General features: G+C 62.7%; 15 protein-coding genes. 8 read left to right on the top strand and 7 right to left on the bottom strand.

The window, feature by feature from the left end; genetic code table 11:
* Window position 1: 1 nt before the first annotated feature.
* A complete protein-coding gene (locus A9K68_RS10815) occupies window positions 2–2,089 on the top strand; it encodes a hypothetical protein (protein ID WP_065011922.1) in 2,088 nt (695 codons plus the stop codon).
* 170 nt (window positions 2,090–2,259) lie between these two features.
* On the opposite strand, the gene clpS is transcribed toward A9K68_RS10815, so the two are convergent.
* The 4 genes from clpS to A9K68_RS10795 form a co-directional block, all read right to left on the bottom strand.
* The gene (gene clpS, locus A9K68_RS10810) at window positions 2,260–2,565 is read right to left on the bottom strand and encodes an ATP-dependent Clp protease adapter ClpS (RefSeq protein ID WP_065011921.1); all 306 of its coding nucleotides are present in this window, start codon (window positions 2,563–2,565) and stop codon (window positions 2,260–2,262) included.
* Between the two features lie 164 nt (window positions 2,566–2,729).
* Entirely contained in the window at window positions 2,730–3,911 is a 1,182-nt protein-coding gene (choV, locus tag A9K68_RS10805; protein ID WP_065011920.1) for a choline ABC transporter ATP-binding protein, read from the bottom strand.
* Window positions 3,908–4,762, bottom strand: a complete 855-nt coding sequence (choW, locus tag A9K68_RS10800; protein ID WP_065011919.1) for a choline ABC transporter permease subunit — start codon at window positions 4,760–4,762, stop codon at window positions 3,908–3,910. Before choW ends, choV begins: the two co-directional genes overlap by 4 nt.
* A gap of 157 nt (window positions 4,763–4,919) precedes the next feature.
* Window positions 4,920–5,867 (bottom strand): choline ABC transporter substrate-binding protein, encoded by a 948-nt coding sequence (locus tag A9K68_RS10795; RefSeq protein WP_082982767.1) that lies wholly within the window; start codon window positions 5,865–5,867, stop codon window positions 4,920–4,922.
* A 217-nt stretch (window positions 5,868–6,084) separates the two neighbouring features.
* Between A9K68_RS10795 and A9K68_RS10790 the strand changes: the two genes are divergently transcribed.
* The 6 genes from A9K68_RS10790 (at window position 6,085) to A9K68_RS10765 (ending at window position 13,820) form a co-directional block, all read left to right on the top strand.
* Window positions 6,085–6,696, top strand: coding sequence for a thymidine kinase (locus A9K68_RS10790; RefSeq protein WP_065011918.1), 612 nt, complete (start codon window positions 6,085–6,087; stop codon window positions 6,694–6,696).
* A gap of 296 nt (window positions 6,697–6,992) precedes the next feature.
* On the top strand, window positions 6,993–8,081 hold the full coding sequence (locus A9K68_RS10785; protein ID WP_065011917.1) for a hypothetical protein: 1,089 nt from the start codon (window positions 6,993–6,995) through the stop codon (window positions 8,079–8,081).
* A 35-nt stretch (window positions 8,082–8,116) separates the two neighbouring features.
* Window positions 8,117–9,262 (top strand): hypothetical protein, encoded by a 1,146-nt coding sequence (locus A9K68_RS10780; protein WP_029349869.1) that lies wholly within the window; start codon window positions 8,117–8,119, stop codon window positions 9,260–9,262.
* Between the two features lie 24 nt (window positions 9,263–9,286).
* Complete coding sequence (locus tag A9K68_RS10775; protein WP_065011916.1) at window positions 9,287–11,197, top strand: ATP-binding protein; 1,911 nt, start codon at window positions 9,287–9,289, stop codon at window positions 11,195–11,197.
* Between the two features lie 141 nt (window positions 11,198–11,338).
* Window positions 11,339–12,643 carry a DUF6638 family protein gene (locus A9K68_RS10770; protein WP_065011915.1) on the top strand — a complete coding sequence of 435 codons (1,305 nt, stop codon included), beginning with the start codon at window positions 11,339–11,341 and terminating at the stop codon, window positions 12,641–12,643.
* 34 nt (window positions 12,644–12,677) lie between these two features.
* Window positions 12,678–13,820, top strand: coding sequence for a DUF2333 family protein (locus A9K68_RS10765; protein WP_065011914.1), 1,143 nt, complete (start codon window positions 12,678–12,680; stop codon window positions 13,818–13,820).
* Between the two features lie 33 nt (window positions 13,821–13,853).
* Here A9K68_RS10765 and A9K68_RS10760 read toward each other — a convergent pair whose 3' ends face one another.
* Together A9K68_RS10760 and A9K68_RS31660 are read right to left on the bottom strand one after the other, a co-directional pair.
* Window positions 13,854–14,078 (bottom strand): hypothetical protein, encoded by a 225-nt coding sequence (locus A9K68_RS10760; RefSeq protein ID WP_065011913.1) that lies wholly within the window; start codon window positions 14,076–14,078, stop codon window positions 13,854–13,856.
* Entirely contained in the window at window positions 14,075–14,653 is a 579-nt protein-coding gene (locus tag A9K68_RS31660) for a hypothetical protein (protein WP_246811341.1), read from the bottom strand. Before A9K68_RS31660 ends, A9K68_RS10760 begins: the two co-directional genes overlap by 4 nt.
* Before the next feature lie 39 nt (window positions 14,654–14,692).
* On the opposite strand from A9K68_RS31660, the gene A9K68_RS10750 reads away from it, so the two are divergent.
* Entirely contained in the window at window positions 14,693–16,372 is a 1,680-nt protein-coding gene (locus tag A9K68_RS10750) for a formate--tetrahydrofolate ligase (protein ID WP_065011911.1), read from the top strand.
* Window positions 16,373–16,441: 69 nt separating this feature from the next.
* Here the strand turns inward: A9K68_RS10750 and A9K68_RS10745 are convergent, their stop codons facing one another.
* Window positions 16,442–17,089 (bottom strand): cysteine hydrolase family protein, encoded by a 648-nt coding sequence (locus tag A9K68_RS10745; protein WP_065011910.1) that lies wholly within the window; start codon window positions 17,087–17,089, stop codon window positions 16,442–16,444.
* Window positions 17,090–17,126: the final 37 nt, after the last annotated feature.

Genomic DNA, 17,126 nt, shown 5'->3' with positions numbered 1-17,126 from the left:
CATGAACTGGTCGCTCGCCTTCGAACCGCTCATCTCCTGGCCGCTGCTTGGCTTGGTGCTGGCGCCGCTGTTGCTGCTGGCATTGGTCGGCCTGTGGTTTCGCCAGCGCGGCGCGGTCTTCCGTCTCGCCGGCCTGCTCGCGCTGGGTGCGGCCCTGCTCAACCCGGTGTTCCTCGACGAAGAGCGCGAGGCGCTGAAAAGCGTTGTGGCCGTCGTTGTCGACCGCAGCCAGAGCCAGGACATTGGCGAGCGCACCAAGCAGACCGACGAGGCGCTGGCCGGGCTTCAGCAGCGCCTTGGCCGCTTCAAGCAGTTCGACGTCCGCGTCGTCGAGGCCGGCAAGTCGGAAGCCGCCGAGGAGCGCACCGAAACGCGGCTTTTCGGCGCGCTTGAAAGCGCTTTCCGCGACGTGCCGCCTTCGCGCATCGGCGGCGCCATCATGATCACCGATGGCGAGGTGCATGACGCCCCCGCCGGCACACCCAACTTCAACGCCCCGCTGCACGCGCTGATCACCGGCAACGACCAGGAAAACGATCGCCGCATCCGCTTCGAGAATGCGCCGCGCTTCGGTCTGGTCGGCAAGCCGCTCGAAATGACCTATCGCGTCATCGGCACCAACAATGAGGCCGGCTCGGTCGACGTGCGCGTGTCGGTCAATGGCGAGCAGGTTTCGGTCGAGCGCGCCACCATCGGCCAGGCCATGCCGCTGCAGGTGACCATTCCCGGCGCCGGCCGCAACATCGTCGAACTCGCTATCGATCCCGAGCCCGACGAACTCACCGACACCAACAACCGCGCTATCGCGCTGATCGACGGCATCCGCGAGAATTTGCGCGTGCTGCTGGTCTCCGGCGAACCGCATGCCGGTGAGCGCACCTGGCGCAACCTTCTGAAATCCGACGCCTCGGTCGATCTGGTCCACTTCACCATTCTGCGGCCGCCGGAAAAGCAGGACGGCACGCCGATCAACGAATTGTCGCTGATCGCCTTCCCGACGCGCGAGCTGTTCGTCGAGAAGATCAAGGATTTCGACCTGATCATCTTCGACCGCTATCAGCACCGCGACGTGCTGCCCATCCTCTATTACGACTATATCGCCGAATATGTCGAAAAGGGCGGCGCCCTGCTGATCGCGGCAGGGCCCGAATATGCCGGCGAAAGTTCCATCGCCCGCACGCCTTTGATGTCGGCGCTGCCGGCGATGCCGACCGGAGAAATCGTTGACAAGGCCTTCTATCCGCGCCTCACCGAGCTCGGCCAGCGCCATCCGGTGACGCGCGGGCTCGACGGTTCCGCCACCGAGCCGCCGCACTGGAGCCGCTGGTTCCGCACCATCGGCGTCGAGAACCCCGAGGGCGAGGCGGTGATGAAGGGCGCCGACAACCGTCCGCTGCTCCTGCTCGACCGCAAGGGCGAAGGCCGCGTCGGCATGTTTCTGTCCGACCAGGGCTGGTTATGGGCGCGCGGCTTCGAGGGCGGCGGCCCGCATGTCCAGCTCTATCGCCGCATCGCCCACTGGCTGATGAAGGAGCCTGAACTCGAGGAGGAGCGGCTGACCGCCGACGGTCGCGGCATGATGCTGGAAATCCGCCGCCAGACGATGAGCGACGATCCCGGCCCGGCGCAGATCATCACCCCGTCCGGCAAGGCGATGACCGTCAAGCTAGAGAGAGCCGAACCCGGCGTCTTCCTGGGCAGCATCGAAACCAGCGAGATCGGCCTCTACCAGGTCGGCAATGGCGACCTGAAGGCGCTTGCCCATGTCGGCCCGGTCAACGCACCGGAATTCACCGACGTCGTCTCCACCGAGAACCGGCTGAAAGCGCCGGCCGAGGCCACCGGCGGCAGTGTGCGCCGGCTGGCGCAATCGTCGGCCCTTGGCAACCTCACCGGCGGCGTGACGCTGCCGTCGGTCGTCCCAGTCCGCTCCACGGGCGCGGCCGCCGGCAACGACTGGATCGGCCTGCGCACCACCGACGACAGCGTGCTGAAGGCCGTCTCGCGCGTGCCGCTGTTCGGCGGGTTCCTCGGCCTCGGCCTGCTGCTTCTGGCATTGGGCTCGATGTGGTACCGCGAGGGGCGGTAGCGCAGCGGTTATCCTTCTCCTCTTCTTGTGGGAGAATGTGGATTGGCGCAGCGCCAAGACGGTTGAGGGGTGCTGGACGGGATGCCGTCGACGCCAAGCTGGAACACCCCTCATCCGACCGAGCTGCGCTCGGCCACCCGCTCCCACAGGGGGAGAAGGAGAAAACGGCACTACTCCTCCGGTTCCGTCGTGAACATCAGCGGGTAGCCCTTGGCCTTGCCGGCATCGGTCGCCCGCATCGCCTTGGTCTCGGCGACGTCCCTGGTGAAGACGGCGACGACGCAGACGCCGCGCTGGTGTGCGGTGATCATCACCCGCCGCGCCTGGTCTTCGCTCAGCTTGAATTCGCCCTTGAGCACCGTCACCACGAACTCGCGCGGCGTGAAATCGTCATTGAGAAGGATGACCTTGTAGAGCTTCGGCCGTTCGATTTGCGGCTTCGTTGTGGTGCGGGGTTTGGTGACGATCTCAGGCATCGGAACCGGCAACTGCGCGCAAGAAACTTCGCGTTTATTCTGGCATAGGCAAAAGCGGGCGTCCATTTGAGCCGGGCACGAACCGCCTTTCCGGCGGGCGCGCCGTTCACAAGTCTGAGATTGCCGCTGGCGGCTTAGGGTCGACCTCCCTCCGAGGAGAAAGCTTACCTTCTCAACACCGCCGACAGCACGTCCCTGATGCCGATGGCGCCGACGAAGCGCGACTGGTCGTCGAACAGCGCCACGGGTGCGGTCTGCGAGCGGTGCATGGCCAGCATCACGGTCTTCAGCGAGGTGCCGGGATTGGCCCAGAACACCTGCGCCGTCTCCTCCGGCTGCGCCTCGACATCGGCGCAGGACACCCAGAACGCCGGCTTGCCGTCGCGCTCGGCCGCCGCCACCAGCCCGTGCTCGTCGATCTTGAAACGCGTCGTCTTGCGGCGGTCGAGCCACACCCAGCCGTCCTCGCCGTGCTCGAGGTCGCGGCGGTCGCGCATCACGTTCCAGGCGGTCAGCACCGAGAGCGGATTCACATTGGCGATGAAGTCGCGGACATAGTCGTTGGCGGGGCGCAGCACGATGTCTTCCGGCGCGCCGGTCTGCACGATGCGCCCGCCTTCCATGATGGTGATGTGGCTGCCGATCTTCAGCGCCTCCTCGAGGTCGTGGCTGACGAAGATGATGGTCTTTTTCAATTCTGCCTGAAGCTGCAGCAACTCGTCCTGCAGCTTGGTCCGGATCAGCGGGTCGAGCGCCGAGAACGGCTCGTCCATCAGCAGGATCGGCGCTTCGGTGGCAAACGCACGCGCCAGCCCGACGCGCTGCTGCATGCCGCCGGAAAGTTCGTGGGCGTATTTCGACGCCCACTGGTCGAGGCCGACGAGCTTCAATTGGCGCTCGACGCGCGCCTTGCGCTCGACGTCGGACACGCCGGAAAGCTCGAGGCCGAAGCCGACATTTTCCGCGACGGTGCGCCAGGGCAGAAGGCCGAACTGCTGGAACACCATGGCGACCCGCGTCTGTCGGATGTGGCGCAGCGTGGCGGCGTCGCAGGTCGCGACATCGACCATGCGGTCGCCGTCCCTGACCATGACATTGCCGCGCGCCGGCACGTTGAGCAAGTTGACGGCGCGGAGCAGCGTCGATTTGCCGGAGCCGGAGAGGCCCATGAGGACGGAAATCTCGCCCTCGTTGACGGTCAAATTGGCGCCGGCGCAGCCGAGCACGGCGCCGGTCTTCTCCAGGATTTCCTGACGCGTCGCGCCGCTGTCTACGAGCGCCAGCGCTTCCTTTCGCGCCGCGCCGAAGACGATGTCGACATTCTTGAAATCGACCGCGGCGCTCATTTGGCGGCTCCCGTGCCGATGCGGCTGATGCGGTCGAGGATGATGGCGAGCACGACGATGGCGAGGCCGGCCTCGAGCCCGAGCGGGATGTTGACCGAGTTCAGCGCGCGCACCACCGGCTTGCCAAGGCCGTTGGCGCCGATGAGCGCAGCGATCACGACCATGGAGAGGCAGAGCATGATGCACTGCGTCAGCCCCGCCATGATGGTCGGCAGCGCCGCCGGCAGCTCTACTTTCCACAAGAGCTGGCGTTTTGTCGCGCCGAAGGCCTCGCCGGCTTCGATCATCGGTTTCGGCACCGAGGTGATGCCGAGATGGGTCAGGCGGATCGGCGCGGGAGCGGCGAAGATGACGGTAACGATGAGGCCGGGAGCGATGCCGAGGCCGAAGAGAATGAGCACCGGGATCAGGTAGACGAAGGTCGGCATAGTCTGCATCAGGTCGAGGATTGGCTGGAGATAGCGGTAGCCACGCTCGTTATGCGCCGCCCAGATGCCGATCGGCACGCCGATGGCCATGGAGGCCGCAGCGGCGGCCACGACCAACACCAGCGTCTCGACGGTTTCCTGCCAGAGATCCTGGTTGACGATGAAGAGGAGGCCGAGCGCGACGGCAAGCGCCAGCTTCCATGATTTCTGCAGGTACCAGGCAAGCCCGGCTATGGCGGCAACCAGGAGAACCGGGGGGACGAGCAGCAAAAGATCGACCAACCCGTCGAGAACGACGGTGAGCCCGTCGGCGATACTGTCGAAAAACCATTCGAAATTGGTGGTCAGAAAGTCGAAGAAGGTCTTGCCCCACCGCCCGATCGGGATCTTGAAGCTCGAAATCAGTTGCGAAACCGGATCCATGGCAAATGTCCCCTCATTCTACTTCGCCCTCCCCCTGGCGGAGTGGGTCGAACCGCGCAGCGGAGTGGGGTGGTCACGGTTATGCTCCGTTCTGCACCACCCCCACCGCGGCGCGTGCCGCGCCGACCCTCCCCGCAAGGGGGAGGGTGTAAATCTGCTACGAACCCAGCGCAGTTTTCACGGCGGCCGCGGCGTCGCCGCCGTCGAAGGTCGTCACACCGGCGAGCCATGGGGTAATCGCGTCCGGATTGGCCTTGAGCCATTCGGTAGCCGCGGCCTTCGGGTCGGCGCCATCATTGAGGATCGCACCCATGATCTCGTTTTCCATCTTGAGCGAGAACACCATGTTCTTGAGCAGCGCGCCGACGTTCGGGCATTCGGTGGTGTAGCCGGCCCGGACGTTGGTGGCGACGGTCGCGCCGCCGAAATTCGGGCCGAACACCTCGTCGCCACCCGACAGATAGGCCATCTTGATGTTGGCGTTCATCGGATGCGGCTCCCAGCCGAGGAAGACCACGTCTTCGCCTGATGCGGCAGCCTTCTGCACCGCCGACAGCATGCCGGCCTCCGAGCTTTCGACGAGCTCGAAATCCTTCAGGCCGAACTTGTTGGAGGCGATCATGTCGAGGATCAGGCGGTTGCCGTCATTGCCGGCTTCGATGCCGTAGATCTTGTTGTCGAGCTTGTCCTTGAACTTGGCGATATCCGCGAAATCCTTGAGACCGGCGTCATAGGTGTGCTGCGGCACGGCGAGCGTATACTTCGCGCCTTCGAGGTTGGTTACGACCGTCTCGACCGACTTGTCTTCGAGATAGGGCTTTATGTCGGCTTCCATGGTCGGCATCCAATTGCCGAGGAAGACATCGACGTCCTTGTTCTTCAGCGAGGTGTAGGTGACCGGAACCGACAGGACCTGCACGTCGGGCTCGTAGCCGAGCGCTTCGAGGATAACGCTGGCGGTAGCGGTGGTGGCGGTGATGTCGGTCCAGCCGACATCGGCAAAACGCACCGGCTTGCAGCTTTCCGGCTCGGCGGCGAGTGCGCCGCCCGCGGAAAGAAATGCCGCCAGACCGAAGCCGGCGGCGAATAGTTTCATACGCGACATCATGTATTCTCCCATTGTGATCTATCGGCGAAGCGAAGTTGCGGTTTTGTCTCCGCCTTGTTTCGTCAGCCAAACACCATTCTGGTGCGGTTTCAAGCGATAAGACAATCGTGACCAACGGCGCGGGCTGGCCGATCAGCGACACGTTCGCCGCTTTCTGGTGAAATGTCAGGGCGCCCCCTCCCCGCGCCGGGACAACTCGGCTTAAAAGGGCGGCATGGCCAAGCTGTACTTCCACTACGCGACGATGAATGCCGGCAAGACGACGATGCTGCTGCAGGCCTCGTACAATTACCGCGAGCGCGGCATGACCACGATGCTGTTCGTCGCCGGCCACTACCGCAAGGGCGATACCGGGCTGATCTCGTCGCGCATCGGCCTGGAGACGGAGGCCGAGATGTTCCGCGACGGCGACGATCTGTTCGCCCGGGTCGCCGAGCATCACGACCACACGACCGTGCATTGCGTCTTCGTCGACGAAGCGCAGTTCCTCGAGGAGGAGCAGGCGTGGCAGCTTGCCCGCATTGCCGACCGGCTGAACATTCCGGTGATGTGCTACGGCCTGCGCACGGATTTCCAGGGCAAGCTGTTTTCCGGCTCGCGCGCGCTTCTGGCGATATCCGACGATCTACGCGAGGTGCGCACCATCTGCCGCTGCGGCCGCAAGGCGACGATGGTCGTGCGCCTCGGCGCGGACGGCAAGGTGGCGAGACAGGGCGAACAGGTGGCGATCGGCAAGGATGTCTATGTCTCGCTCTGCCGCCGCCATTGGGAAGAAGAAATGGGCCGCGTCGCGCCCGACGATTTCATCGGCTTCACCAAAGCCTGACCAGCGCTATTCCGCGTTGCGTGCGCATGGATCGAACGGTGCCAGGACAGAGGGGGAAGAACTGCGGCAAGGAAAACTGCGATCGGTGAGCTTCGTTGCTTTGCGACGGCAGTTATGCTATTGGTTTGGGCATGGTGCTGATCGCGCCAACGACCCGCCGCCGAGGCGGGTTTTTTGTGTCGGGTTTCGGCGCTGTCCTTCGCAAACTCCTAATCTTCCGCCTTCCCTTCCCCCTATGCCGCACATATATTCGCGGCGGTTCGCGACACGAACAAATGCCGAAGCGGGAGGCCCCTATGGCGACATTGCAGAATTTCGATGCCGAAATTGCCAAGACCAAGCAGGTCGTGCAGGACATGCGCACCAAAATCGAGCAATCCGGCACGGTGCTCGACACGCTCGCCAAGACCGACAAGAAGATCGGCGACGCCAATTTCGACCTCGAGAACGCCCGCATCGAGGATGTGCTGAAGCAGCAGAAGGTGATGGAAGGCAACATCGCCGACCTGATCATCGGGCTGGAGGACGCCACCAACGTCTTCGGCGCCGAATTCGAGAGCATGAAGAACTACACCGGCTGGGAAAGCTTCGTCGGTATATTTTCCGACCAGAGCAAGCAGCGCATGCGCACCGACCGCGTCCGCAACATGTCGCTGGCCGGCAATCTGCAGGAGCTGCTGGCGAAATCCGACACCATTGTCGGCATCCTCAAGGCGCAGAAGCAGATCCTTGACCAGCGTTACAAGACCTCCGAGGCCAGCCTGTCGCAGGTGATCGAGCGCCGCAAGGCAACCATGTCCAATCTGGAGACCGTGCAGAAGCGCATCGAGGAGCTCAATCCGATGCTGCTCGACATCGAGAACAAGATCGCCGCCTCGACCAGCCAGAAGGAGCGCACCGAGCTCGAAGGCGAACGTTCGAAACTGGCCACGGAGTACAACGAGAAGCAGGCCAAGGAGCAGGAACTGCTGGCCGAAAGCCAGACGCTGGAGCGCTACACCTCGATGTTCCAGACCTTCGTCGATTCGCTCAACAACCAGATCGCGGCGCAGTCGACGCTGATCAACAAGCTGACCATCGATACCGAGCAGCGCATCGTGCTCTACAAGGCGCTGGAAGATTCGCTGAAGACCGCCGCCCAGCAGGACGTCGCCCACAAGATCAACACGCTGGGCAGCCAGGTCGACAACACCGCCGAGGAGACCATGGCCGGTATCGGCGCGGCCTCTCAGAAGCACATCGGCGATCTCCTCGAGATGCACGAGAAGAACATGGTGGCGACCGCCGACATCCAGCGCCGCAAGAAGCTGGCCGACGATGCCTTTGCCCGCCGCTTCGACGACGTGCTGAAGAAGCACAATGCCGCAAACTACGTGCAGTCATAATTGCTGCACTCGCATCGCTCCGAAGGGCTGGCTGCATGACCCCCGAAAACGAAGCGGCAACGCGCTATTTCTCGGCGATCACGGCGGCACTCAGCGGCCTCGAAGTGTTCATGCGCGACGATCGCTCGCCGCTCTACCGGCACGGCATTGTCGCCAAGATCGTCGCCGAATATATTGCGCGGCTCGATAACTCCTTTTCCTGCTGGCGCAACCGGCTGGGCTTCATGGAGACGTTCCGAATTTCGCGCGCCGAAAGCGGCTTTCCGGTCTTCCAGAACGTGCTCGAGCTGGAGAACGATCGCCGCCAGGCCGATACGCGTCTCGCCAACATACCGCTGGCCGACGAGTTGCGCGAGGAAATGGCCGACTTCATCCTGCGCCACAAGGAATTCCCCGAAGCGCTGCAGAAGTCGATGGCCGAACGGCTCTATCTGGAGGGTGTCAGGAGCGAGACGACCTTCGGGCCGTTCACCTTGGCGCAGACGGCAAAAGTCTCGGTCAATCCGAAGACCGGGCGGCCCTACTACCTCGTCCACTGGGCCGCCTTCGACGGCAGCGCCAACCTGCCGCTGGTCTACATGGTGACGGTCGAGGATTCCTCCGAAGAGATGATCGGGCAGCTTGTCGACCGCAACGGCAAGCTCAACGACAAGGTCGACATTCCGCTCCCCGTCGAAGGCCTGCTCAATCCCGAGCTAGCCCACCGCTTCGACGACTTCACCGAGAAGAATTCCGCCTATACGCTGTCGCCGGCGACGATCGCCGTCAACCTCGACAAGGATTTCGAGCAACTCCACCCCAAGCAACTGCGCCGCGTCGTGCTCGGCCCGTTCTATTCCGCCGGGATCACCGACAACAATTCGACGGTCAGCGACGTTCTGGACAAGGTGCGCAAACCGGAAAACGCCTGGCTGCTGACCTGGACCATCCAGGAGGTCTACTCCAAGGCCGAAAAGCCCGGCCGCAAGGGGTTATTTTCGAGCGAGAAGACGACGCAGGAATTCTTCATCGACACCGACGATCTCGAGGCCGCGCGGCAGGGCGTGTCGAGCTACGAGAAGCATGCGCTGATCCCGCATGAGGCCTATCAGGCGCTCTACGCCGCCGGCGAGGCGCAGAAGATCTTTTCCGGCTACAAGGTCCACATCCTGTCCAAAGGACAGGTCATCAGTGACGTCTGACCGTCAAACCGCGGAGCATCCTTCATGGACACCGGCCTGACCACGATCTCGGAAGCGGCAATCGAAAAGCATCGCGCCACCGCGCAGAGCTTCATCACCCGCATCGTCGTGCTCGAGGACCCGTCGCGGGAATCCGGGACCGCGCTGGCCGGCACCAACCGCCGCTTCGTCTCGACCGTCTCGGTCGGCTCGGTTCGCCGCACGCGCGAGGTCGAGCTTTCCAAGACCGTCGCCGCCGTCCATCCCGGCGACCAGCTGCTGAGCATTGCGCAGCACATGCTGCTGTTTCGCACCCGGCGCGGGCTGGCGATCGCACTGGCCATTTCAGACGTCTTCGCCGAAGGCTCCGACCTCGAAAGCCTACAGGCGAAAAACGCCCGCGCGCCGCTCGAAAGCGACGAGGCCGCCACCTTCAAGAAGCTGCTGTCAGCCTCGGCCTATATTTCGGCCTTCAGCCTCGCCTCGTATCTGTTCCAGCTGATCGACAGCGACGGCGAGGCGCCGAACGACACGCCGGAGCCGGACTTTTTGTTCGACACGCCGCAGGACGCGGTGAAGTCGATCGTGGCCGGCCTCGACAGGGCGATATCAGGTGCGAAGGACGATGCCGATCTGATGACCCGGGCGCGCGCCTTCGCCCGTGTCGCCATCGACGGGCTTTTGGCGCGAAAGGGCCGCTTCGACGGCATAGGTCCGTTCGAGAACGCGCATATCCGCATCGACGTCGACGACTTCACCCTTGACGGCTTCGACGTCGCGCCGGGCAAGCGGTCGAAGCCGCTGGTAATGACCTTCAAAAAGCCGGAAGAGGTCGTCGGCAACCACATCGCCAAGTACCAGTCGGTGAAGCTCGCCAAGATGCTGATGGCTTACGATTTCGAGCGCGAGCTGAACCCGTTCGTCGAGCTCGGCGGCTTCCTGTTCACCTTCATCGGCGACGGCGCGCCCGGCACCGGAAAAACGACGCTGATCCAGATGATCGCCGGTCTCGTCAACGGCTACTGTCAGGTCGCCGGCTATCCCTTCGCCTACGAGAATTTCGGCGTCGACCAGATCTCCTCCTACCAGGGCAAGTCGGGCCAGAACTGCCGCCAGTTCATCAACAATGTGCTGAACCCGCGCGTCATCGGCTTCGGCACCATCGACGATATCGATCAGGTGGCGGCACGCCGCTCCGACGATCGCGCCTCGGCAGGCCAGCAGGAAATCACCGGTGTCCTGATGGACGCGTTTGCGGGTGCCGGCACCGTGGTGCGCGGCAACTGCTCCTTCGGCATGTTCTCCAACTATCCCGAAAACGTCGACGACGCGCTGCGCCAGCGCGCCGGCGCCCGCTGGCTGGTCGATGGGCCACAAACGCGCGACGACTACATCGACATTTTCGTGCTGCTCGCCGGCAAGAACCACAAGATCCCGCTCGGAGACCACAAGCTCTATGCCGCCCAGGAAATCCAGCGCGCGGTGATGGAAGCCTATGAAGAGCATGAAAAGCCCAAGGAAGACGGGCTGATGAAGGTCTATGAGCGCTACATGAAGGAGAACGGCGCACCGAAATCGATGGCCGACATCGGCACCTATCTGCACATGATCAAGGAGGCCGAGCCGCGCTTCACCGGCCGCGCCATCAAGAACGTCACCGATGCGATCAAGATGCGCGCCATGGATATCGAACTGCCGGACGAATGGTTCGAGAAGCCGGAAGTCTTCATCCACAAGGGCTACGACGACAAGAAGGCGATGATCGAGGAACTGCGCGGTCCGTTCTCGATGGATATGGTCATGCAGGAGGTCAACCGCTACGCCGACTCGGAGTTCCGCTATTCCGACAAGTCCGACGACGCGGCGGTGACCAAGTTGATCCGCGACACCCGCCTGCGCGACCGCGCGGTGCGCGAGATCGAGGAATTGAAGAAGAAGGGCCTGTGGAATGCTTGAGATGCGCCGACGCTCCCTTCTCCCCCTGTGGGAGAAGGTGTCGCCGAACGCGACGGATGAGGGGTATTCGTCAAGCTGGAACACCCCTCATCCGGCCGAGCTTCGCTCGGCCACCTTCTCCCACAAGGGGAGAAGGGATAGATGAGCCCCGCCAGGAAATCCGATCTGCTGCGCGAGAACGAGCTGATCTATGGCCGGCTGCTGACCATCGACGAGCCGCATCTCATCCAGCGCTACAACAAGGCTTTGGTCGCCTTCGGCCTGAAGCCGACGAAGCTGAAGAGTTTCGAGATCGACCGCACCGGCTTCTCGCCGCAGGTGGCCGAGGAATGCGGCGACTACCACTACCTAGATCCCAACGAGATCAACCGCCGTTTCATCATCCTGACGCCGTCGCAGATCGACCTGCCGGTGGTCCACACCGCCTTTTCCAATACGTCGCAACTGATGTTCGAGTTCATGTCGACGAACCAGCGCGCCATCGACGCGCTGACCATCAAGGATGTCATCTACGGCGAGATCGAGGATTCGGTCCCCAAGGTCGACGACATCGAGGATCTGCTGTCGATCAACCAGGTCGAGTTCAAGGTGCTGTCGGCGGAAGACGTGCTCGGCAAGGCCGCCGAACTCGGCAAGCTCGTCGACCAGCTGAAGCAGGAGCCGGACGCCTGGCGCGACAACGTCATGCTCACCCGCATGGTGGAGCTGGCCAAGATCTGCGGCGACATCCGCGAGAACGCGCTGGTGCCGGATCAGGTGATCTTTCGTCACAGCGCCTATTGGACCAGCCATTTCGGCGGGCTCTATGTGTTCATCGACCCGGACATGACGACGGTGATCAGCGACCCGGCAGCCCCAGGCTTCCGTCGCTCGCGACCGTGGCAAGTGAGCTACCTCTCGATCAATGATGCCGACCGGGTGTTCAAGTTCCTCGCCGCGACCGGCCGCATCGAACTGCCGCGTGCCTCATGGATCGAAACATCAGGCTATCTCGAACATCGCGCCGAAATGGTGGTGCGCGCGCTGATCCGCGACGCCGAGCCCGACCGTAATCTGACCGATGTCGACAAGGTCTGGCTGCAGACCTGGATCCACGGCCATGCCGACCTGATCACCAGGGACGGCAATTTTCCCTTCCTCAACGCCGCCAAGCGCGAGATCGCTCACCTTGGCTATCTAAAAATCGAAGACGTGTTCCCGCACCAGCGCTTCCTGGTGATCCGGGCCAAGCCCGGCCATCCCGACGCCTGGCTGACCAACCAGCTGATCTCGGATTTCGTGCCGCAGGACTTCGTCTCTCGCTACGTCTTCAACAAACCGGGATTCTACAGGGACTATGACGGCTTCAGCGACGCCTGGAGATCACATGTTGTGGACGTTCTGAAAACCACATATCTGAAAGAAAAGGTGGCGTTTCGCACACGCCTCTACGGCCTTACCGATTGAATGACCGGCTGACTGATGAGGGGGTGACATCGCCATGCTTGATCCGATCGTGAATTTCTTCACACGGATTTTCCAGTGGATCGGCCGCGGCATCGGCTTCGCCGTCGGCGTGATCCTGTGGCCGTTCATGTGGGCCGGGCACTGGTATACGCAGCGCGGCTGGATCCTGAAGGCGGTGCTCGGCCTCGCTCTGCTCATGGTGATCGGCCTCTACGGCTACTTCATCTGGAACACGCAGGTCTGGAGCAATTTCAATCCCGCGTATGCGGAGGCATATAATTTCACGCAGCCGGCCGGAACCGCCCCGGCGCAGCCCGCTCCTTCCGCCACCGGGGAAACCGCCGGTGTCGAGGGAGAGGTCAAGACCTGCACCAACTCGGCCATTGTCCAGGTCGCGGCCGATCTCATCGATTTCAACGTCAACGAGAACGCCTGGATCTCGTCGATGATACTCTACAAGCTCGGGTTCTTCGGCATGGACTGGGACCGCACGCCGTTTCTCGACAACAAGGCCTCCTTCCAGCGCGGGGTCAATCAGGCCATCCGGCGCACCGCTGTCGAGCTTGTCGACACGCTGGGCCGCGTCCGCGGCACCAGCCAGATAGATCAGAACCTGCAGGATGCGCGCGGCGCGATCACCTTCGACGAGGAAACCTGGTATTTCGGCCTCAGGCCCTTTGGTCCGAAAACCCCGACGCCGAGTTTCTATCGCACGGCGGCGAGCAGCCTTCGCGCCTTCAACGACCGGCTCATGAAATGCGAGGTTGTCTTCAACGCGCGCGCCGACAATCTGTTGCAGTTCGTCGACCGGATCGCGAGTGACATAGGCTCGACGTCGGACCTGATCCGCGACCGTTCGCAGAATTTCAACAGCGGCTGGTTCGACACGCGGGCTGACGACCGCTTCTGGTTCGCCTACGGCCAGCTCTACGGCTATTACGGCATCCTGACGGCGGCGCATCACGACTTCCAGCAGATCCTCGACAATCGCGGCCTCACACCACTTTGGAACAGCGTGGAAGGCCAGCTCAAGGCGGCGCTCGCCATCCAGCCTTTGATAATCTCGAACGGCCGCGAGGATGGCTGGATCATGCCCACCCACCTCACCACGATGGGTTTCTATGTGCTTAGGGTGCGATCGAACCTCGTCGAGGTCAGGTCCGTTCTGGATCGGTGAAGGGCCAATAGTGAAAGACGTCCTGGCTTGAAATCACCGCTGTCCCTGGTCGAAATCGGCAACTTGTCGAGGCAATAGCTCGGCCGCATGTCGCGGAGAGCGGAACCTGACTGCCTCGTCGTCGTTCAACCGCTGGGCGGCGGCCAGCGAGGACACGAGATGGATATCCGGGAAGTTGCTCGAAATTTCTACGCCACGGTCGACACGCAAGACTGGGACAAACTGGCCAGTCTGGTCTCTCCAGATCTCGCCGTTCATCTCGGCAGTGCCAACCCGATCGGCTTCGATGACTGGCGCAAATCGCTGACCGAGTTCTTTGTTGGATTCCGGACGGACATCACGTCGTCGACGACTGTGTCAGCGACGCCGACAAGGTGGTCACGCGCGGCCGCTTTCAGGGCACGCACACCGGCGTCTTCCATGGTGTCGAACCGAGCGGAAAATGCGTATCGGTTGGTGTGATTCACATCGATCGCGTTGAGAACGGCATCGTAGTCGAACATTTCGGCCAGCTTGACGGCTTGGGGCTGATGCACCAGATCGGCGCATTCTAACGCGGCCGTTCGAAGCGCCGACCGGGGCTCGAACCCTGTCGCATTCCGTGCATTCCGCGGCTGTTTTGAGACGGCAGGACGGCGCGTGCTCTGGCTTTTATACGGCGCGACAACCGGGCGCGAAGATCCGGGACAGGTCGACCGGGAAACAGAGAGCTGCCTTTCTCTAGAGGAAACATAGTTGCATGCAGGTTGACGCCACGGCAGCGACAGGGTTAGAACGTGCCCTCGCCTGAAGTGCCAGGCTGTTTCGAACAGGCTTGCGACCACACTGATCAAACCCGTCCCCTCCACCGTCCAATCCAGAGGAAAGCCGCCATGGCCGAAGTGAAGTCCGACATCGAGATCGCGCGCGCCGCCGACAAGAAGCAGATCCAGGCCATCGGCCAGAAGATCGGCATTCCAAGCGAGCACCTTTTGCCTTACGGCCACGACAAGGCGAAGATCTCGGCCGAGTTCATCAAGTCGGTGAAGACAAACAAGGACGGCAGGCTGATCCTCGTTACCGCCATCAACCCAACGCCGGCCGGCGAAGGCAAGACGACGACGACGGTGGGCCTCGGTGACGGTCTCAACCGCATTGGCAAGAAGGCCATCGTCTGCATCCGAGAGGCCTCGCTCGGGCCGAATTTCGGCGTCAAGGGCGGTGCTGCCGGCGGCGGCTATGCGCAGGTCGTGCCGATGGAGGATATGAACCTCCACTTCACCGGCGATTTCCATGCCATCACCACGGCGCATAATCTGCTTTCGGCGCTGATCGACAACCATATCTACTGGGGCAACGAGCTCGGCATCGACATCCGCCGCGTCGTCTGGCGCCGCGTCATGGACATGAACGACCGCGCACTTCGCGAGATCATCTGCTCGCTCGGCGGCGTCGCCAACGGCTTTCCGCGCGAGGGGGGCTTCGACATCACCGTCGCCTCGGAAGTCATGGCGATCCTGTGCCTTGCCACCGACCTGAAGGACCTGGAAAAGCGCCTCGGCGACATCATCGTCGCCTATCGCCGAGACAAGTCGGCCGTCTACGCCCGCGACCTCAAGGCCGACGGCGCCATGGCCGTGTTGCTCAAGGACGCCATGCAGCCCAACCTCGTGCAGACGCTGGAGAACAACCCGGCCTTCGTCCATGGCGGCCCCTTCGCCAACATCGCGCATGGCTGCAACTCGGTCGTCGCCACCACGACGGCGCTGAAGCTCGCCGATTATGTCGTCACCGAAGCCGGTTTTGGCGCCGATCTCGGTGCGGAAAAGTTCTTCGACATCAAGTGCCGCAAGGCCGGCCTGAAGCCGGCGGCCACGGTTATCGTCGCCACCGTGCGCGCCATGAAGATGAACGGCGGCGTCAAAAAGGAAGACCTCGGCAAGGAAAACGTCGAGGCGGTCAAGAAGGGCTGCGCCAATCTCGGCCGTCACATCGAGAATATCAGGCAGTTCGGCGTGCCGGCCGTGGTCGCCATCAACCATTTCTATTCCGACACCGACGCTGAAATCAGGGCGATGAAGGACTACGTCGCCTCGATGGGCGAAGAGGCGATCCTGTGCAAGCACTGGGCCCACGGCTCGGCCGGCATCGAGGAACTCGCCAACAAGGTGGTGGCGCTGGCCGAATCCGGCTCCTCGCAGTTTGCGCCGCTCTATCCCGACGCGATGCCGCTGTTCGAGAAGATCAACACCATCGTCCAGCGCATCTATCGCGGTTCCGAAGCGATCGCCGACAAGTCGGTGCGCGACCAGCTCCACGCCTGGGAGCACGCCGGCTACGGACACCTGCCGGTCTGCATGGCCAAGACGCAGTACTCGTTCTCGACCGACCCGAACCTGCGCGGCGCGCCGACCGGCCACACCGTGCCGGTGCGCGAGGTCAGGCTGTCTGCCGGCGCCGGCTTCATCGTTGTCATCTGCGGCGAGGTCATGACCATGCCCGGCTTGCCCAAGGCGCCGTCCTCGGAGAAGATCTTGCTGAACGAAATGGGCCAGATCGAAGGTCTGTTCTGAGATTTCGAAGGCCGGAATGATAAAGGCGCCGCATCGCTGCGGCGCCTTTTGCTTATCCACGACAGACTTCTAAGCGGCGTTCCGTGCCAGCGCGCGCTGGTTGGAAGCGTGGATCGTGTCGCGCTCGGGCAGCGTGCCGGTCTTCAGACAGTCGATCCATTCGGCGGTCTTGAGAACGGCAGCGAAGCGCGACTGCAGTATGATAGTCACCACGCGGTGGATGTCCTCGGCCGAAGCATAGCCGGCGCTGTTGGCATAGGGCACGGAGCCGGTGGCGTCGGACAGGAGCTCCACCGCAAAACCCATATGGACTGCGTGGATAACGGTCGAGAGATCGCAATTATGCGTCATGTAGCCAACGACGGTAATCGTGTCGATGGCGTTGGCGCGCAACCAGTCCTCGAGGTCCGTACCGGTGAAGGCGCTCGGCAAGGTCTTTTCGACGTAATGATCGCGGCTTCGCCTTGATATCTGGGGATGCAATTCGGCGCCGTGGCTCCCTTTGGCGAAAATCGGCGACGTTTCGGGCGCCAGCTGCTTGATGACCACGACCTTGACGCCTGCCTCGGCGGCTGCGTCCATCGCTCGTGCTGCGTTGACGACGCTGTCGCGAAACGGCGGATATTGGATGGCCAGGTTGCCGCCATCATAGTCGTTCTGGATGTCGACGACGATGAGGGCGCGGCGTGGCGCCTTGCCTTTGACTGGTTCAGACACTGAGCTTTCCTTTCCCGTTTGGCTTTGATTGGTCGAG

The organism is Mesorhizobium sp. AA22 (assembly GCF_001672375.2).
Lineage (GTDB): Bacteria > Pseudomonadota > Alphaproteobacteria > Rhizobiales > Rhizobiaceae > Mesorhizobium > Mesorhizobium wenxiniae.
The sequence above is the reverse complement of the archived record's forward strand: the minus strand, read 5'-3'. Positions and strand labels throughout refer to the sequence as shown.